Below are 16,824 nucleotides of genomic sequence, written 5' to 3' on the forward strand. Positions count from 1 at the left end.
CTTCAGGATTTTGACTTTTGGAAATAATCTAGAATTCGCTGAAGAAAGCTGAGATTTTTAGTAGTTGTTGATGGATCTTTCTGGGTCAATACATTAATCGATACATCGACAAATTCATTACTTGTTTTGTCCGGTTCGCCTTCCGTATAGCCGAAGGTAACAGTTTCTCGGCATTGGGGGAGTAATTCTGTTTCTTTTTCCTGTTGGGTTGGTAGTAGTTCGATCGGGATGTTGCCGTCGATCGCTTCTAATTGAACTTTAGCAGTCTGAAAAAGTCGATCGAGTTCAGGGTTTTGCTGGATGACAGCCATCAAGCCTTCTTGAATATAATCCCAGTCGTCTGGATCGAGAGCAAGTTGTTCGCCGATCGTTTCCAAGTTCGCTCGTTCGTCAGCGGTGAGTGGTGTTTCTAGCTGCTTCAATGCGAGAAGGAGTGCTAGCAGAGCGATACTACGAGATTTGGCCATGAATCCTCCAAGGCAAATGGTTATTTAAATTTTATGTTAGAGTAAAATAGGCATTTAAGCCAGAATTCGCCAAAATTGCTGCCATCAGTTTGGTTTCAGTTGCGTTTGGGTGCATTAGCAGTTGGATATAGAACTTAACATTTAAACTCTTCATGACGCGAAAACGAAAAGCACTCGTTGTTGGGATAAATCGGTATCCTTTTTTGAAGGATGCTAAAACAGGTAAAGTAAAGCACCTTACAACTCCCGCTTCAGATGCAGAGGAGATCGCAAAGCTCTTGGAAGCGGATAATAATTTCATCGTACATCGTTTGCCTTTTAGCGAGATCGATAGCAAGATTCAGGTCGATCCAAAGAAATCGGTTAATGCGGACGATCTGAAGCGTGAAATCCGCTGGTTATTTCAGAATGAAGAGGAGCCAGATACAGTTCTATTATTTTTCGCGGGACATAGTTTTCCCAAGCAAAATTCTTTAGGTACAAAGCAACAAATTTGGCTGGAAACGAGTGATTCTAAGTTTGAAGACAAAAAAGGTGTATTGTTGAATGATGTATGGGATTCATTGGAAGATTGCAAGGTCAAAGAGCAAATTATTTGGTTGGATAGCTGCTATAGTGGGGAGTTACTAGAGTTTAAGGAGAGCGATTTCTCAGGACGAAATCGAAAGCGCTTTTTAATTGCGGCTTCTCACAGTTCAGAAGTGGCTTATCAGCGATTGGATGAAAATCATGGTGTGCTATCGGGAGCGCTGATTGAAGGACTTAGCGTTTGTACACCTACAGAGGATGAATGGATCACTGAACGCACACTCGCAGTTGAAGTTGAACGACATTTAACAGCGTATTACAAACAGACAAAACTTCCCCAAACACCACTAATTCGTAATAGTGATCGCGGTCAACCTATTCAAATAAAAAGAGGAAAAATTAAGTTAGAAGCCAAAGAGAAGGAAATTACAAATATACAATTTAGGATGCTGTTTCACGAGATTTTAAATGCCGATTTTAAAGCTCAAGTTACTGTTGTCAGGGAGGTTATACAGAAGCACAAAACGGCGGCTTTCTTAATTCACGGAGAGCAATATTGCGGACAGCAGCTTTTGGTCACTCGTTTATCTCGCCTCAATCCCAAATGGAAAAATATATCGCCCATCAAGGTTGATGTCGGGCAAAGGGCTGTGGGGGGTCGCATTCCTTATTTATGGAAACAACTTACTTCCTGGTTGAGTTTGCCCCAAGATGCTGAGTCCGATCGAATTATAGAGCGAGTTTGCGATCGCCTTGTCACCCAAGATGTGATTTTTATTTTTGACCGGGTAAACGATATGCAGTCTAGGGTATTATCTGGATGGATTCAGGAATTTTGGGAACCGCTTGTCGTCAGGGTAGAAAAACATTGCTCCTCGAAACAACGGAATACACACTTGTTAATGTTTCTGGTAGACAATAATGGTAGTGTTTGCAAATCGGATCTATTACTAACACAAAAAATCGATGAGTTGAGCTATTCAAAAAGCCCTTTAAGCTTACCACCAATTAGCCCGTTCACAGTCGATCTCTTGAACGAGCTAATCGATCGAGTCACAACAATAGAAAATCTCAATTTTCCTGTTGATTTTAACTCTGAAATCTTATTTGAAAATTCGGAAAACGGTATCCCTGAATTTGTCTATGAAGAACTTTGCTGTCACTGCGGTTATAGTTGGGAAGGAGGATTGGCAAAATGGCTAATTTAGCAAGTGTACTCGCTGCCGATGGCAAGCAGTTCTATCAGGGAAAATCAATTTCACTAGAGGGATCTCAACCAGGCGGACTCACTCCTTACTTACCATCGCCAGAACTGATTAATGCCGTCAACCTCACCATCTTTCTGGAGAAACGTCCTTTGTTGCTCAAAGGTGAACCGGGATGCGGTAAAACCCGTTTGGCAGAGGCAGTGGCTCAAGCACTAGGCTTGCCTTATGAATCTTGGTATATTAAGTCTACAAGTAAAGCGAGGGATGGATTTTATACCTACGACGCTGTGAGACGATTGCACGATGTCCAACTGAAGGATGAAGAGAGTAAATCCAAGGTCAAGAATATCTATAACTATATTAAACACGGCCCATTAGGACGGGCTTTTAAGAATAAAGAGCGCACGGTCGTCCTCATTGATGAAATTGATAAAGCAGATATTGATTTTCCGAACGATTTATTGCGGGAGCTTGACGAGCAGAAATTTACGATCGAAGAAACGGGAAAAGAAGTCAAGGCAAATTATCCTCCGATTGTGTTCGTTACCAGCAACGACGAAAAGGATTTACCCGATGCGTTTCTGCGACGTTGCTTGTTTTATTACATTAAATTTCCGTATTCACAGTTAACCGAGATTGTCAAGGCTCATTTTCCCGAATCGCCTCCCGATTTAATCGAGGTAGCAGTGAAACGTTTTACCGAATTGCGACAGGCAATGGAGAAGGGTCAGTCTGGGAAAAAAGTCAGTACCAGCGAATTGCTCGATTGGTTTGCGGTGCTGCGTCGATTTCCCCAAGATGAAGTATTGAAGCAGCTTGAGAACGAACTACCATTCCCGGAAGTTTTGTTGAAGAAATGGGAAGATCATCTGCGGTATCTGAAGTATGAAGTTTGAAGCACTACCACTGCTGGATATTTTTAACAGCCTGCGACAGCAGCATGGGTTGCTATTGGGTATTGATGAATATTTGGCGGTGTTGCGTAGCTTGCAGGCTGGCTTTGGTATCGACAGTCGTCAGGAGGTAGAGCAGCTTTGCTGTTTGGTATGGGCAAAGTCTGAAGAAGAGAGTCGCTTGATTCAACGCCTACTAGAACCGATGTGGAGGTATTCCTCAGATGAGTCACACAATGAGGGTCAGCCATCTGAGGAGCCTTCTGAAAGGCAAAAACCATTATCTTTATCAGATGAAACCCCAACATCCGAACCCTTACCAGAGTTAGAAACACATCCAAATGTGACTCCGGAACCCGTACAGGCTGTCCAAGCTGTGCGGAGTAGCAGGCAGGATAGAGAACTGAAACGTCCTCGCTATAGCCTGCTAACTGAATATTTTCCAGTGACGAAGCGGCAGATGAAGCAAAGCTGGCGCTATCTGCGTCGTCCCGTGCGAGAAGGAGTACCAACAGAGTTGGATGTAGAAGCAACGGTAGCCAGGATGGCGCATGAGGGCATTTTGCTAGAACCCGTACTGATTCCCCCACGTACAAACCGGACTGATTTGGTGCTGATAATTGACCGAGAAGGCTCGATGGTGCCGTTTCACGACCTATCGTGGCAGTTGGCAGAGACGGCAGAACGCGGTGGGCGACTGAGACAAACCCGCGTATTTTACTTTCATAACTATCCTGATGAGTATCTATACTGTCATCCTGCTTTGTTGGATGCCAAGTCGATGTATGAGGTGTTAGGGGAGATTGGAGAACGTGCGGCGGTGTTAATTGTCAGTGATGGGGGAGCAGCACGGGGAAATTTTGACCTGGAACGGGTTGACAGCACTAAAATATGGATCGAGCAGTTGCAGCAGTCAGTCCGTTATTGCGCTTGGCTGAATCCGATGCCGAATGAATGTTGGCAGCATACTACGGCTGGGGAAATTGCGCGTTTGCTGCCCATGTTTGAGATGAGTCGTCAGGGGATGAATGCGGCAATTAGTGTTTTGCGAGGTCGATATATCGCTTGGGAGAGGATGTACTCATGGCTGCTGTGACACCTAACATTAACCAAGACCGTGCTATGCGAATTGCTGTTAAGCGAATTGAAGGTTTTGCAAAACAGTTTGGGCAGGCACATCAAAACTTAGCTCTTCATGCAGCATTTCCTCTGGTACTTACCCCGGATTTGCTCTATCAAATTTGGGCAAACTTTCTTCCCGAAGCGCCTTGGACAGCAGTAGCTCATGTGCTGCTATCGCGCCTATGTCGGCAGGTGGGCTATGAGATGTATGAAATCGATATAGCAGATCGCAATTTGTTGTTGAGGGAACTAAAAGAACAGTTTGGGCAAAAGCGATTGGACGAATTGGGAGAGTTTTTGATCGATTATGTGGCGCAACGGCTGACTGGAGATGACCCGGAGACTCGGGATTTAGCTGAGGCTCAGGAGTGGACAGCTTTAGCATATACAAAACCTGATGAAGCAGCACGTCAATTGGCAGAATCTTTAAGAGCAAAAGTAGGCGTAAAGCCAGAGGATATGGAGGATATAGGGGAGGTACTTCGTCTAACTTCGTTGGTGGAGACCTTCGCGGAGCCACTGACACAAGAGGGATTTGAGCCTTTACTGATTTATAGTCGTGGGATGGCAAACTTTGTTCGTGGTAATTTGGAGGAAGCAAAAAATCAATTTAATAAAATACGTCGGCAAAAAAGTGAGTTAAAAGTTGCTGGGGTAAAGTTAGATACCCCAGTCGATCGGAAAATTCCCTTTGTGTTGCCTCAGTTAGGTGTTTCGACTTTCACAGGTCGAGAGGAGGTATTAAAGCAACTTGAAGAATTGCTGTTAAACCGTCAAGGGGAAAAAATATGCAGCATTGCAAGTTTATCTGGGATTGGAGGTGTTGGGAAATCTGCCCTTGCCTGTCACTTTGCCACGATCCATAAAGATGATTTTCCTGATGGTGTGATTGGTTTGCGGGTGGATGGTAAGGAAATAGATGCCATTGCTCGTGAATTTGCGCGTCGGTGCGACGAAGAAATTGACTCGGAAGACGAACGAGATGCCAGCAATATTATGCAGGAGGTGTTTGCTCACCGTCGGATGCTGTTGATTTTCGACAATGCGGAAGAGGCAAGTATTCGATCTTTGCTTCCTGGAGGGGAGAGATGCGCGGTCATTGTCACGGCACGAGATCGGGGACTTCTATACTCTTTAGATATCCCTCAAGAGGCTCAAATTAACCTAGACTCACTCCCAGATCTTGAATCATTGACTTTGCTAAAAATCTTGATTGGAGAAGAGCGCGTAGCTGCTGAGCAAGAAGCTGCAAGAAATCTGATTCATCTAGGAGGTCGTTTACCCCTGGCTATACAAATCATTGGTGCAGCCTTGAAGCAAAACAACAAGCGAACTCTTGCTGATTATGTAGCATCTTTAAGTAAAGAAAAACAACGGTTGCGATTTAGGGCCAAAGGAGACAGTCATTCCGATCTCCGAGCTTGTTTTTCTTTGAGCTTAAAGCAGTTTCAGTCAGAAGAAGTGGATTTTTTCGCCTGTTTGAGTGTCTGTGCTAAAGATGGGTTTTCTCGTCAAGCAGCAATGGCGGCAAGTGGTTTTGATGATGAGTACGATGCACAGGAGTATCTTGATTCTCTCTGCCGACTATCGTTGCTCAATTATGCTGAAGTGGGGGAAAATCGTTTTGTATTTCATCCTCTCATTCACTTGTTTGCTCATGATATAGCTATAGAGCGTGGGTTATACGAGAATGCGGTAGAACGGCACGCTCAGTTTTTTATTAGGCTTGTTGGTGAGAGTGAATCCAATCCTTTTTTCGCCACATCTGTTGTAGCAGAACTGGAAAGCATTATCTTAGCCATAAATTGGTTACAGCACGTAGGAAAATTCGATGAAGCTGTCGTTACTTTTAAACAAGTCGTTAAGATTGGCAACGCTTTAAACGATCGACGTTCGGTAGCCATCGGACTCAACGGTTTAGCCGAAATCTTCCAGCAACAAGGCAAACTCGATGAAGCTGCTGCTACTTTCCAACAAGTCGTTGCGATTAGCCAAGCTTTAGATGACCAACTTTCGGTAGCCATCGGACTCAACGGTTTAGCCGGAATCTTCCAGCAACAAGGCAAACTCGATGATGCTGCCGCCACTTTCCAGCAAGTCGTTAAGATTGGCAACGCTTTAAACGATCGACGTTCGGTAGCCATCGGACTCAACGGTTTAGCCGGAGTCTTCCAGCAACAAGGCAAACTCGATGATGCTGCCGCCACTTTCCAGCAAGTCATTGAGATTAACCAAGATTTAAACGATCGACAACAAGAGGCTATCGGACTCAACGGTTTAGCCGGAATTTTCCAGCAACAAAACAAACTCGATGAAGCTGCCACTACTTTCAAACAAGTCGTTAAGATTAGCCAAGCTTTAAACGATCAACGTTCGGCAGCCATCGGACTTAACGGTTTAGCTAGAGTTCTCCAGCAACAGAACAAACTTGATGAAGCTGTCGCTACTTTCCAACAAGTTGTTGAGATTAGCCAAGCTTTAAACGATCGACGTTCGGCAGCCATCGGACTTAACGGTTTAGCTAGAGTTCTCCAACAACAGAACAAACTTGATAAAGCTGTCGCTACTTTCCAACAAGTTGTTGAGATTAGCCAAGCTTTAAGCGATCGACGACAGGAAGCGATTGCATTGCATCGGATCGCTGGAATTCTAAAACAAAAACACAAATGGCACGAAGCAGAAAAATTTCTTCGCTACAGTTATGATTTATCTCAAACAATAAACGATCGGAGACTCTCGGCTATAATCCTCAATAGTTTAGGTCAAGTCTTGAGCAAACAGCAAAACCCTGAAAAATTTAAATTAGCCCTCATGTATTTTCGAGAAAGTATCAAACTCGGACAAGAACTGGATGACCAACTCCACCTAGCACAAGTTCATACGGCAATGGGTCAAGCTTTACTCAGACAGGGAGAAATCAAACAAGCTGCTATCCAACTCATCCAAGGTTTTGAAATTGATGAAAATTCGAGAAATCGATCGGGCTTGGAAAAAGTAACGCCGCATTTAACATTTGCACTTGAAAAGTTAGGTAGACGGAATGAAGCATTAGCGTATAGCCAGCGCGCGCTTGCTGTTGCTCCCAAAAGTCGAGAACTTCAACAAGTATACGATCGACTTTCGTCTCCAATCCCCCTCAAACAAGGTACAGTCAAACACAAGCGATACAATTCACAGCAAGGTTTCTACTGGGGTCATATAACTCCTAGCGATGGAACTCCAGATATCTACTTCCGCGAAGGATTCATCGATTCGGACTGTATCGCTCAACTGGAACCGGGCTCGATCGTTGAAGTTGAAGTCCAGCAAAATTCAAACGGGCCTTGTGCTAAATATATTAGGGTTGTCTGAAGAAAAAAATCCTAAACTGGATAAGTTATCATCACGTTGTGCCTTCCCGATCGCATATTACTCATCCTTCATCTCAAAATTAACTCCTTAAAATGAGACTAACATTATACAAAAAAAAGCGGCTCTGCTTCCGCAGAACCGCCGTCACAGAGGATGAAAAATCAAAACTTAACGGACTGCACCCTCAACAGAAGGCGACTCGATTGTCTTCATGAAGTACAGTTTCACCAACTGCCAACCGTTGGATACATACAGAGGCAATTTTTGGAACAATTGCAAAACTTTCGGAGTTTTAGACTCAACAATCGCGGTTAATTTCTGATTGTTTTTGAGGCAAACATCCAGGCGTTCGTAAAACTCGGGATTGCTTACATCGAGCATCACGGGGAAGACGCGGCCTGCTGTTTCGTTGGTTTTTTTGATCACTTCAATGTCGTATTCGCGAGCATCGAGTCCGAGCGATCGATAAAAACCACTGCGCTGGATATCATTGAGATACATTGTCGCGAATACCGACAGCAAGAAGAAACGGCACCACAGCTTAGCGCGCCAATCATTCAACATCTGAGGCTGAGCTCTCATCACCGCATCGAAGAAATCTCCGTGGCGGTTTTCATCCTGACACCAATTTTCAAAGAATCGGAAAATTGGATAAATTTGGTCTTCAGGATGGGCTTTCAAGTGCTGATAAATCGTGATGTAGCGCCAGTAACCGATTTTTTCGGATAAGTAAGTGGCGTAGAAAATAAACTTCGGCTTGAAGAATGTGTAACTGCGGCTCTTTGTCAAGAAACCTAAATCTAGGGACAAACCAAAGTCCGACAGCGCTTTGTTGAGGAATCCGGCGTGCCGCGCTTCATCGCGGGACATTAGCAAGAAACCTTCGGCTAGTACCGGATTTTTGTCCTTGAGTTTGCGTGCCAGTTCTTTGTATAGCAAGAATCCAGAAAACTCAGCGGTGCAAGAGCGTTCGAGGAATTCAATAAACAACTTGCGCTTTTCGCCGTCGATGTGTTCCCAAGATTGATCGAACTCGGCATCCCGCACGAAGTGAGTTTTGTTGTAGTCAACGCGGAACTCTTTGATAATTGCTTCGAGTTCGGCTTCGTTTACCGAGATGTCCATTTTGGCCATCTCGTCAAAGTCTGTTGTGTAAAATCTCGGTGTGAGAATAGTTTCTTTGGCTGGGGTTTTTGCTTCTTGCTGCTCGGCAAAAGCGGGTTTTTTGAGCGAATCTACCATATGTTTATTGGATGTTTTGCTTATAATTGCTCGCTTGTTTGATGTTTCGGGTACTGCGGGCGATCGCCCTTGTATCTCCGACCACCGCTGTCCGGCGCACTTTTGCGCTTTCTGTGACACTCAGATCAAAGCTGCTGAAATTGCCACAGCCTCCAGTTTACCAAGCTCTCGACCCTGGAAATATGTCGCTGGCGTTAAGAATTGCTACGCAAAATTACTCATCGGCTTTGACACAAAAGGCTTTCGGGAAGAAAATGCTGCTTTTTGTCAATTCATAAGATAAAGCACAAATAAATTCCGCTGTCAAGCTGTTTAACCACAAAATAGTGAAGTACAAAATATATATTGAGGGAGCGCAATAGTTAAAATAACCAGGCAGGACGGGCATCAAATGAGCAATTTAGGTGTTAGTTACCTTTTATGGGCAGCTTGTTTTTTCGGCCCATTCGGACTCCACCGCCTCTACAACGGCAAGATTGGCACGGGTTTGCTGTGGCTGTGTACCTTTGGGTTATTTGGGTTCGGGCAATTGTTTGACTTGCTGGTGTTGCCGAAGATGGTGGACGAGCACAATGCCACTCTCAGGGGCAAACTCGGGGTATCTCCCCAAGGTATACCGCTATCTTCCACCAGCGGGGCGATCGCCTCGACATACCAGAAGCAAACCCCGGAACAGTTAGGGATTAAACTCCTGAAGGCAGCTTATACAAAAAATGCAAGATTATCTGTCACTCAAGGGGTGATGGCAACCGGCGCTACTTTTGCTGAAGTGGAAGAGGCTTTCACGGCAATGCTGAAAACGGGTTATGTCAGCATCGAGAATGACCCAGTAACTGGCGTCGTGATGTACTATTTTCACGAACTTTAAGCTGGAGTGGGTGGCTCAGCCGAGGGATTTGATGTGTGGTTACAGAGGCTAATGGCTGACGCACCCTACGTACTATAAATGTAGGGTGCGTCAGTCTGGGGATTGAGCGTGTTGTTCGAGAAGCTAGTCGCTGACGCACCCTACTAATGGATATTGCTTGTTGTGGTTTGTCGAGCCAGCGAGGCAAAATCGGCTAGAATGTTTGTTTGTCTATACAACCAGAAAGTATTTAGCGTCATGGCAGTCCCTAAGAAGAAAACCTCCAAATCCAGAAAGAATATGCGTAAAGCCACATGGAAGCGCAAAGCTGTAGTGGCAGCTCAGAAAGCTTTGTCTCTCGGCAAATCTGTTCTGACTGGGCGTTCCAACAGCTTCGTGTATCCCGGCAATGAAGAAGAGGAGGAAGAATAAATAGATTAAAAATTAACAATTGGCATTTCTGATATTTTGCACCATTCTCGGTTAACAGGCTTTGCCGGCTGTTGGGCAACACATATATTTTCTTGTGGGTGGCCACTTCTGGCCGCCCTAAAGGAAACCTTGAGAATGGTGCCAGATATGAGTTAATCGTTCCTTGCCATCGGTAAAATAATCGTGGCATCGCCAAAAGAATAAAATCGGTACTGATTCTCGATCGCCTCTCGGTACAAATCCAACAGCCGAGGCCTTCCAATCATCGCGCTTACCATCATCATCAAAGTAGAGCGCGGCAAGTGAAAATTGGTAATCATCCCGTCTACAACCCGCCACTTGTAACCGGGATAAATAAACAAATTTGTCTGGCCGCAAAAAGGCTGCAACGAAAAATCTTCGCTCGCCGCCGCCGCTCCCTCTAAAGCTCGCACTGCTGTCGTACCCACGGCAAAGATCCGCCCGCCTCGGGCTTGAGTTTCCCGGATTTTCTCGACGGTGCTGGCGGGTACTTCCACCCATTCGCCGTGCATTTTGTGAGCCGTCACGTCTGTCACCTCCACCGGGCGAAACGTTCCGACTCCCACATGGAGGGTGACAAAAGTTTTTTCGATTCCCCGCTCTTCCAAGCGGCTGAACAATTCTTCGGTGAAGTGCAAGCCTGCTGTCGGAGCTGCCACCGCCCCAGGCTTTTCGGCATAAACAGTCTGGTACTGTTCCGGCGCAGCTTGGGAATTTTCGATGTACGGAGGCAGGGGTACGTGGCCGTATTCATCCAAAAACTTCGTCAGAGTCGAATCTGTGGGGATGTCAAACTCTAACAGCCGTCCTCCTGTTGGCTCGTCTCTAGCAATTACTGTAGCAGTCAATCGACGATCGACTCCCACAGCCTGGGGAAGGCAACAGCAAGGCCCTTCCGCAGAGTCATCACAGGAGGCGGGCTCAAACTCAATTTTGGCTCCCAACTTTAAGCGTTTCCCGGGTTTAACCAAAGCCAGCCAGCAGTTGTGCTGGCGTTCTTCCATCAACAATATCTCCACAGCCGGGCCGTTGGGTTTATGCCCGTAGAGCCTCGCTGGCAGAACACGGGTGTTGTTCAGTACCAGCAAGTCTCCGGGTTCGAGCAAATCCGGCAAATCGTGGAAAATCCGGTGTTGGTGGCTGCTCGGAGAATCTACCACCAACAACCGAGAACTGTCCCTCGGCACTACGGGATTTTGGGCAATGCACGAGGGCGGAAGTTCGTAATCATAAGCGTCCAAAGACCAGTCAATCTCTGTCATCGGGTGAATTCCTGTCAAAAATCTGTCAGCTCGGTAACAAATTGGGTAAAAACCCCCATCCCAAGTCGGGTGCTTTTCCCCTTGTGGTGGCGGGTATAGCCCGCGACTATAGAGGTGTAGCATCAGCTTTGCTCGAAGGATAGTTATGGAATACCTCTACTACATCGCCAATACTAGCCTCACTCTGAGAGTCGTGGATTACCTACGCACGGCTAGTCATCTTCCTTTGCAATTTATCACTGTTATTCACCAAATTGACGGCTGGGTAGTGAAGGTGAAAATGAGCCAATATTTGACTCCAGAAATGCACGGGGATTTTCGGGCTTTTATGAACGAAGTCGGGATTCCTTACGATCCTGAAATTCGCTTGCAAATGGCACTGTGGAGCTTGGAAACGGGACAGTCGCCGCTGAGCGTGATGCGCCGCTACCAGGTGGCCGTGGTTTGTCACGGAAGCCCAGACCGCAAAGAAATTGAAGCGTTTCGCCAGCAGTTTGTCAAGGGTCTTGGATATTGCCCGGAAACTCTGGCCTAGACTGCGGAGCAGATCAATTGCCTGCGATCGCACAGTCCGATCGGGAGAAGGCAAGAGGGGCAGAGGAGTTAACGCTTTTTCCACGTCTGTTAAAGATGAAGAAACCAATGGGCTACTGTCAAGGCAAGTTAACAATTAAAAATTACCAAGCGGTATTACTTTTTAATTTTAGCCTGTAATTTTTAATTTGACATTTCTAATCACTAAAAGCCGATCGAATGTATTCTTGCAGGGTAAGCCGGTAGTTTCCGGCAAGGGCGGATTGAGAGTTCGCTGTCGTTGGTGGTAATATTTGCTTGGTCTTTTGCGATGAAGGCTCGCACCTGACTAAGGCGACATCGAACCGACAAGAATTATTTGCTAAATCTGGACGAGTGCTTAAAAATATTTCGGCGGTTTGCCAAAGTTTGGCTTGTTTTGCTGCACTAACAGCCAAGATTCCGCCAGCATCCCAATTTCCACGACGGCGAGTTTTGACCTCTACAAAGGCTAATGTTGGGAATTGGCGATCGCGAATTCCTGGGTTGTTTTCGCTTGATTCATCTCTTCCGAGGGCGATGATGTCAATCTCTCCCCAGCGACAGCGGTACTGGCGGTGCAGGATTTCCCAACCTTGCTGCTGCAACCACTCGGCGACTAAGTTTTCTCCCAACGTGCCGATATCCCGAGAGTTTGCCGGTTGGGGAGAGTGGGAGGCGGCGGGAACCACCGAAGAGGAGCGCTTTCTGGTAGAATTCAATTCTGAACTGTCATTGCTGCCCATTAGCTTTAACTTATGAATTCTGGAATTCGCCAACATCGCAAAAATATTTATACTTTCTTGCTGAGTTTTGTTATTTTAGCAGTAATTGCCGTTGGGGCGATCGCCATCAATCCCGCACCTGCTTTCGCCTTGGATCGCGACAAAGAAATCCTAGTTGGTGCTGATTTTAGTGGAAAAGTTTTGACTAACGACAGTTTTAATAAAGCTAATCTTCGCAACAGCAATTTTACCAATGCAGATTTGCGTGGCGTGAGCTTGTTTGGTGCCAATATGGAAGAGGCAAATTTTGAAGGCGCTAATTTAACGGGTGCGACTTTGGATTTGGCTCGGATGATGAAAACAAATCTAACTAATGCTATCCTTGAGGGTGCTTTTGCTTACAATACCAGACTGGAAGGAGCTGTGATTGACGGTGCTGATTTTACTGAGACTCTGCTCCGAGACGATATGATCGAAAAGCTTTGTAAGGTTGCAAAAGGTACTAATCCGGTGACTGGTAGAGAGACTCGCGAAACTCTGTTTTGTGATTATTAAAAGATAAGACGGCGGTTGAAACCGCGTCTATACAAACGATGTCCGCCTCCGCGGACTGAAGGTAATTTGTAGGGTGCGGATATAGCCTTTCTCAAAAAGATGAGGTATGACTGGCATCAGTATAACCGCTTAGACGTATAGGGCTCTCTTCCCAACAACGTCCGCGAATCTTTCTGAGAACCGCTATACATCGAAAATTTCTGAATTCAATGAATAATCTCATAGCGACGCACCTGATACCATTTACAAAAAACCTGGTTAGACAAGAAAGACAAGAATTATTTTTTTCTCTACCCCGTGTGTCAGGTGCGTCGCTATCTGAATTGTCGATTTAATGCAGGGATTGAGCATGGCGACACACCCTACGAATACTACGAACCCGGAAGGACTGAAGTCCTCACTACGAACCTGGTTTGTAGTGAGGACTTTAGTCCTTCCACTCAAGCCCAAGGTAGGGAGGTTAAATCGTAAAAATTAACTTGACGCAGCCGCTCTAATTCCTCTATCCATTCTTGTTCGGCGCACATTTGTTGGTAATGTTCTATAGCAGCATCGGTTTTCTGCCACATATCGATCGCAATCCGGCGACGCTTGATGCTGATGATTTGCTCGATACAGGCGATCGCCGATCGAATAACTAAAGGCGCGCGATATACATTTTTTTCCGAAAACTCGTTTAAATGAAATAAATGCGAGATTTGATTGAGTTGGGTCGGATATTCAATAAAGCTATCTTGTAATTTTAATATTAACTCAGAAGGCGCTGCTTGTAAATAGATATTGTGCAATATTTCTGCATTCACAATCAGATGCCACAAAAATCTGTGATGGGACAAACTAAACTGTACGTCTCTAGCTTCTATGGCTTCTCTGACTTCTTGACGGTATTCGGGACAGTGCAAATAAATCTGCAATAATTGCGCTTCTGCTTCTTCTAACAAACTGCGGGCTGCTACTGAAAAGCCTGTTTTTGAGCTTTTGCTGTCGCTGCTTGCACGCTGTTTTTTATATTGTTTATTCGGCTTTAGTTTGTTTCTAATCAACAGTGGCATTGTCAAAGCTTCGTCTTGACTCAGCCGCTGTCCCCAATCGCTGACTACTTGATTTAGCAAGTTTTCTGCTATCATTTTTGTGAGTCGAAAATCTCCTTTGCTGAGGATTTCGGCGCTTTTTTGCAGATAATGTGATAACTGATTGTCGTCACTAATATTGGTTAATAATTTAATAATTTTTTTGGTGATTTGCTGGGAAGTATCCGCTTGCTTCAAATCTTGATTGACGAGCATTTTTTGGATTTGCCAATCGAGCCACAAAGGGCAATTGTCTAGCAATTCTCGATATTGTTCTGGGGAGTAGGTTTTGAGGTATTCGTCGGCATCTTTGCCGTCGGGAATGTTGAGTACCCGCAGTTGTACTTCTCCTTGATAGGCGAGTTGTTCTATTTCTCCAATGGCACGCTCTGCTGCTTTGGTTCCTGCTTTGTCGGCGTCGAAGTTGAGGATAATTTGTTTAGAATCAGTGTACCGCAATAACTGCCGCACTTGGTTTAAACTCAGGGCTGTGCCGAGTGATGCTACGGCGTTGGAGATGCCGGCTGCCTGAAGTGCGATCGCGTCAAAGTAGCCCTCTACGACGATCGCGCGATCGGCTTTGCTAATAGCTGTTTTGGCTGTATCTAAGCCATATAAAGTCTTGCCTTTGTCGAATAGTTCTGTTTCGGGAGAATTGAGGTATTTCGGTTGTTCGTCGCCGAGAGCTCGCCCGCCGAAACCGATGACTCTACCTTGGGTATCGCGAATGGGAATCATGATGCGGTTGCGGAAGCGATCGTAATAGCCGCTTCCTCCTGATTTGCGCGGTACAATTAATCCGGCTTGTTCTACTAATTGCGCCGGATAGTTTTTTTGTTCTACTAAATAACTGTAAAGTGCTTCCCAACCTTGGGGTGCATAACCTAGTTGAAATTGTTGGATAGTTTCTTCGCTGAGCTTGCGTTCTGATTTGAGATATGCTAAGGGTTCTTCTCCTTGAGATTGCCGTAAAGCGTGTTCGTAGAATTTGGCGGTTAGTGCTGAGATTTCATAGAGTTGTTCCCGCAAAGAAATTTGGCGCTGCAATTCTTGTCGGTGTTCTGGTTCGACTGTTTTGATGGGGACTTGGTAATTTTTTGCTAGTTCTAATACTACTTCGCTGAAGGAGCGTTTTTCTAATTCCATGAGGAATTTAAAGGCGTTTCCACCTGCACCGCAGCCGAAACAATAGTACATTTGTTTGGCTTGGTTGACGGTGAAACTGGGAGATTTTTCGTCGTGAAACGGACACAAGCCGACGAATTCTTTGCCGCGTTTTTTTAAGATGACTCTACCAGAAATAACGTCTACTATGTCGGCTCTTTGTTTGACTTCTTCGATGGTTTCTGGGTGCAGCCGGGGTACTTGCATAGGACTATGTTAGATCAGTTTAAATTATGTTTATTTTGATCGATCGCACAATTTGACTTTTTCGGTACGTAGAAACCGGGTTTTTTACGAAAATACACAGGTTTCCGCCCGGATATTCGGTTTAAAAACCCGGTTTCTTTAAGCTTGATGCGATCGCCAAGTGCTTGCAAAGCAAGATACTCGCTTTATTGTAAGATATTGAGACTAACTGTAAGGAGCATCGGAAATAATGCGAATTTTAATGATGGGCGGTACTCGGTTTATTGGAGTTTATCTTACTAAGATTTTAGCAGCACAAGGTCATGAAGTGGTGTTGTTTAACCGCGGCAACAAGCCTGTGCCGGTTGCGGGGGTGAAACAGATTTTGGGCGATCGCACAAATGTTGCACAATTGCAAGAACAGTTATCGGCGGTTGAGTTTGACGCGGTTTTTGACAACAACGGTCGGGAACTGAGCGATACAAAGCCCTTAGCTGAGATATTTAAGGGGCGGGTGCAGCACTTTGTTTATATGAGTTCTGCGGGGGTTTATTTGAAATCCGACCAAATGCCTCATATCGAAGGAGACGCTACCGATCCCAAAAGCCGACATTTGGGTAAGTGCGACACGGAAAATTATTTAGCAGAGTCCGGTTTGCCTTGGACTTCGATCCGCCCGACTTACATCTACGGCCCTCAAAATTATAACGATTTAGAGGCTTGGTTTTTCGATCGCATTGCGCGCGATCGCCCGATTCCGATTCCTGGTAACGGGATGCACTTCACGCAGTTGGGGCACTGTCAGGATTTGGCGAGTGCGATGGCGGCGGTTTTGGGTAACGAAAGGGCGATCGGGCAAATTTACAACGTTTCGGGCGATCGATTTGTCACCTTTGACGGTTTAGCCCGCGCCTGCATTCAAGCCGCAGGCAAATCACCCGATGCTATTAAGATTGTACACTACGATCCGAAACAATTTGACTTCGGCAAAAAGAAAGCTTTCCCCATGAGATTGCAGCACTTTTTCGCCTCAGTTAACAAAGCTGTCACCGAACTTAACTGGAAACCGGAGTTTGACTTAGTTTCGGGATTGAAAGATTCATTTCAGAATGATTATCTAATTTCGGGAAGGGACAAAGCTGAGATAGATTTTTCCGTCGATGACGAGATTTTGAAATCCGTTTAAACTAAAATAGGAC

The 16,824-nt window shown here is 45.4% G+C and carries 15 protein-coding genes; 10 read left to right on the plus strand and 5 right to left on the minus strand.

Annotated features, from left to right (window positions below; translation table 11 throughout):
• Positions 1 to 2: 2 nt before the first annotated feature.
• Positions 3 to 467: a hypothetical protein gene (locus tag QZW82_RS25230; RefSeq protein ID WP_293154558.1), complete on the minus strand. Its 465-nt coding sequence runs from the start codon at positions 465 to 467 to the stop codon at positions 3 to 5.
• A 152-nt stretch (positions 468 to 619) separates the two neighbouring features.
• On the opposite strand from QZW82_RS25230, the gene QZW82_RS25235 reads away from it, so the two are divergent.
• Genes QZW82_RS25235 through QZW82_RS25250 form a run of 4 tightly spaced genes read left to right on the plus strand, consistent with a single transcriptional unit; the run spans position 620 to position 7,569 of the window.
• Complete coding sequence (locus QZW82_RS25235) at positions 620 to 2,203, plus strand: caspase family protein (protein ID WP_293154561.1); 1,584 nt, start codon at positions 620 to 622, stop codon at positions 2,201 to 2,203.
• Positions 2,191 to 3,099 (plus strand): MoxR family ATPase, encoded by a 909-nt coding sequence (locus tag QZW82_RS25240; protein WP_293154564.1) that lies wholly within the window; start codon positions 2,191 to 2,193, stop codon positions 3,097 to 3,099. Before QZW82_RS25235 ends, QZW82_RS25240 begins: the two co-directional genes overlap by 13 nt.
• Positions 3,089 to 4,192, plus strand: a complete 1,104-nt coding sequence (locus tag QZW82_RS25245) for a hypothetical protein (RefSeq protein ID WP_293154567.1) — start codon at positions 3,089 to 3,091, stop codon at positions 4,190 to 4,192. The genes QZW82_RS25240 and QZW82_RS25245 overlap by 11 nt, the downstream gene beginning before the upstream one ends.
• On the plus strand, positions 4,180 to 7,569 hold the full coding sequence (locus QZW82_RS25250) for a tetratricopeptide repeat protein (RefSeq protein WP_293154570.1): 3,390 nt from the start codon (positions 4,180 to 4,182) through the stop codon (positions 7,567 to 7,569). Before QZW82_RS25245 ends, QZW82_RS25250 begins: the two co-directional genes overlap by 13 nt.
• A gap of 168 nt (positions 7,570 to 7,737) precedes the next feature.
• On the opposite strand, the gene acsF is transcribed toward QZW82_RS25250, so the two are convergent.
• A complete protein-coding gene (gene acsF / locus QZW82_RS25255; RefSeq protein ID WP_293154646.1) occupies positions 7,738 to 8,811 on the minus strand; it encodes a magnesium-protoporphyrin IX monomethyl ester (oxidative) cyclase in 1,074 nt (357 codons plus the stop codon).
• A 113-nt stretch (positions 8,812 to 8,924) separates the two neighbouring features.
• On the opposite strand from acsF, the gene QZW82_RS25260 reads away from it, so the two are divergent.
• From QZW82_RS25260 to rpmF, 3 genes are all read left to right on the plus strand, one after another.
• Positions 8,925 to 9,089 (plus strand): hypothetical protein, encoded by a 165-nt coding sequence (locus QZW82_RS25260; protein ID WP_293154573.1) that lies wholly within the window; start codon positions 8,925 to 8,927, stop codon positions 9,087 to 9,089.
• Positions 9,090 to 9,202: 113 nt separating this feature from the next.
• Positions 9,203 to 9,679, plus strand: a complete 477-nt coding sequence (locus tag QZW82_RS25265; protein ID WP_293154576.1) for a TM2 domain-containing protein — start codon at positions 9,203 to 9,205, stop codon at positions 9,677 to 9,679.
• A gap of 237 nt (positions 9,680 to 9,916) precedes the next feature.
• Entirely contained in the window at positions 9,917 to 10,090 is a 174-nt protein-coding gene (gene rpmF, locus QZW82_RS25270) for a 50S ribosomal protein L32 (protein WP_293132726.1), read from the plus strand.
• Between the two features lie 152 nt (positions 10,091 to 10,242).
• Here rpmF and queA read toward each other — a convergent pair whose 3' ends face one another.
• A complete protein-coding gene (gene queA / locus QZW82_RS25275) occupies positions 10,243 to 11,373 on the minus strand; it encodes a tRNA preQ1(34) S-adenosylmethionine ribosyltransferase-isomerase QueA (protein WP_293154649.1) in 1,131 nt (376 codons plus the stop codon).
• 145 nt (positions 11,374 to 11,518) lie between these two features.
• Here queA and QZW82_RS25280 point away from each other — a divergent pair, with 145 nt between their 5' ends.
• Positions 11,519 to 11,908: a hypothetical protein gene (locus QZW82_RS25280; protein ID WP_293154581.1), complete on the plus strand. Its 390-nt coding sequence runs from the start codon at positions 11,519 to 11,521 to the stop codon at positions 11,906 to 11,908.
• A gap of 196 nt (positions 11,909 to 12,104) precedes the next feature.
• On the opposite strand, the gene QZW82_RS25285 is transcribed toward QZW82_RS25280, so the two are convergent.
• Positions 12,105 to 12,671 carry a YraN family protein gene (locus tag QZW82_RS25285; protein ID WP_293154584.1) on the minus strand — a complete coding sequence of 189 codons (567 nt, stop codon included), beginning with the start codon at positions 12,669 to 12,671 and terminating at the stop codon, positions 12,105 to 12,107.
• Positions 12,672 to 12,683: 12 nt separating this feature from the next.
• Here QZW82_RS25285 and QZW82_RS25290 point away from each other — a divergent pair, with 12 nt between their 5' ends.
• Positions 12,684 to 13,205 (plus strand): pentapeptide repeat-containing protein, encoded by a 522-nt coding sequence (locus tag QZW82_RS25290; RefSeq protein WP_293154587.1) that lies wholly within the window; start codon positions 12,684 to 12,686, stop codon positions 13,203 to 13,205.
• 440 nt (positions 13,206 to 13,645) lie between these two features.
• On the opposite strand, the gene dnaG is transcribed toward QZW82_RS25290, so the two are convergent.
• Positions 13,646 to 15,646 carry a DNA primase gene (gene dnaG / locus QZW82_RS25295; protein ID WP_293154590.1) on the minus strand — a complete coding sequence of 667 codons (2,001 nt, stop codon included), beginning with the start codon at positions 15,644 to 15,646 and terminating at the stop codon, positions 13,646 to 13,648.
• Between the two features lie 229 nt (positions 15,647 to 15,875).
• Here dnaG and QZW82_RS25300 point away from each other — a divergent pair, with 229 nt between their 5' ends.
• The gene (locus tag QZW82_RS25300; protein WP_293154593.1) at positions 15,876 to 16,811 is read left to right on the plus strand and encodes an NAD-dependent epimerase/dehydratase family protein; all 936 of its coding nucleotides are present in this window, start codon (positions 15,876 to 15,878) and stop codon (positions 16,809 to 16,811) included.
• The last annotated feature ends 13 nt before the right edge of the window (positions 16,812 to 16,824 follow it).

The sequence above is a fragment of the Microcoleus sp. bin48.metabat.b7b8b9.023 genome (genome assembly GCF_013299185.1).
Lineage (GTDB): Bacteria > Cyanobacteriota > Cyanobacteriia > Cyanobacteriales > Microcoleaceae > Microcoleus.

Excerpts from the sequence above, each read along its gene's own strand:
- QZW82_RS25250 (WP_293154570.1), top strand. The coding sequence starts at position 4,180 with ATGGCTGCTGTGACACCTAACATTAACCAAGACCGTGCTATGCGAATT.
- QZW82_RS25280 (WP_293154581.1), top strand. The coding sequence starts at position 11,519 with ATGGAATACCTCTACTACATCGCCAATACTAGCCTCACTCTGAGAGTC.
- QZW82_RS25230 (WP_293154558.1), bottom strand. The coding sequence starts at position 467 with ATGGCCAAATCTCGTAGTATCGCTCTGCTAGCACTCCTTCTCGCATTG.
- QZW82_RS25265 (WP_293154576.1), top strand. The coding sequence starts at position 9,203 with ATGAGCAATTTAGGTGTTAGTTACCTTTTATGGGCAGCTTGTTTTTTC.
- acsF (WP_293154646.1), bottom strand. The coding sequence starts at position 8,811 with ATGGTAGATTCGCTCAAAAAACCCGCTTTTGCCGAGCAGCAAGAAGCA.
- QZW82_RS25290 (WP_293154587.1), top strand. The coding sequence starts at position 12,684 with ATGAATTCTGGAATTCGCCAACATCGCAAAAATATTTATACTTTCTTG.
- queA (WP_293154649.1), bottom strand. The coding sequence starts at position 11,373 with ATGACAGAGATTGACTGGTCTTTGGACGCTTATGATTACGAACTTCCG.
- dnaG (WP_293154590.1), bottom strand. The coding sequence starts at position 15,646 with ATGCAAGTACCCCGGCTGCACCCAGAAACCATCGAAGAAGTCAAACAA.
- QZW82_RS25235 (WP_293154561.1), top strand. The coding sequence starts at position 620 with ATGACGCGAAAACGAAAAGCACTCGTTGTTGGGATAAATCGGTATCCT.
- QZW82_RS25240 (WP_293154564.1), top strand. The coding sequence starts at position 2,191 with ATGGCTAATTTAGCAAGTGTACTCGCTGCCGATGGCAAGCAGTTCTAT.
- QZW82_RS25245 (WP_293154567.1), top strand. The coding sequence starts at position 3,089 with ATGAAGTTTGAAGCACTACCACTGCTGGATATTTTTAACAGCCTGCGA.
- rpmF (WP_293132726.1), top strand. The coding sequence starts at position 9,917 with ATGGCAGTCCCTAAGAAGAAAACCTCCAAATCCAGAAAGAATATGCGT.
- QZW82_RS25285 (WP_293154584.1), bottom strand. The coding sequence starts at position 12,671 with ATGGGCAGCAATGACAGTTCAGAATTGAATTCTACCAGAAAGCGCTCC.
- QZW82_RS25300 (WP_293154593.1), top strand. The coding sequence starts at position 15,876 with ATGCGAATTTTAATGATGGGCGGTACTCGGTTTATTGGAGTTTATCTT.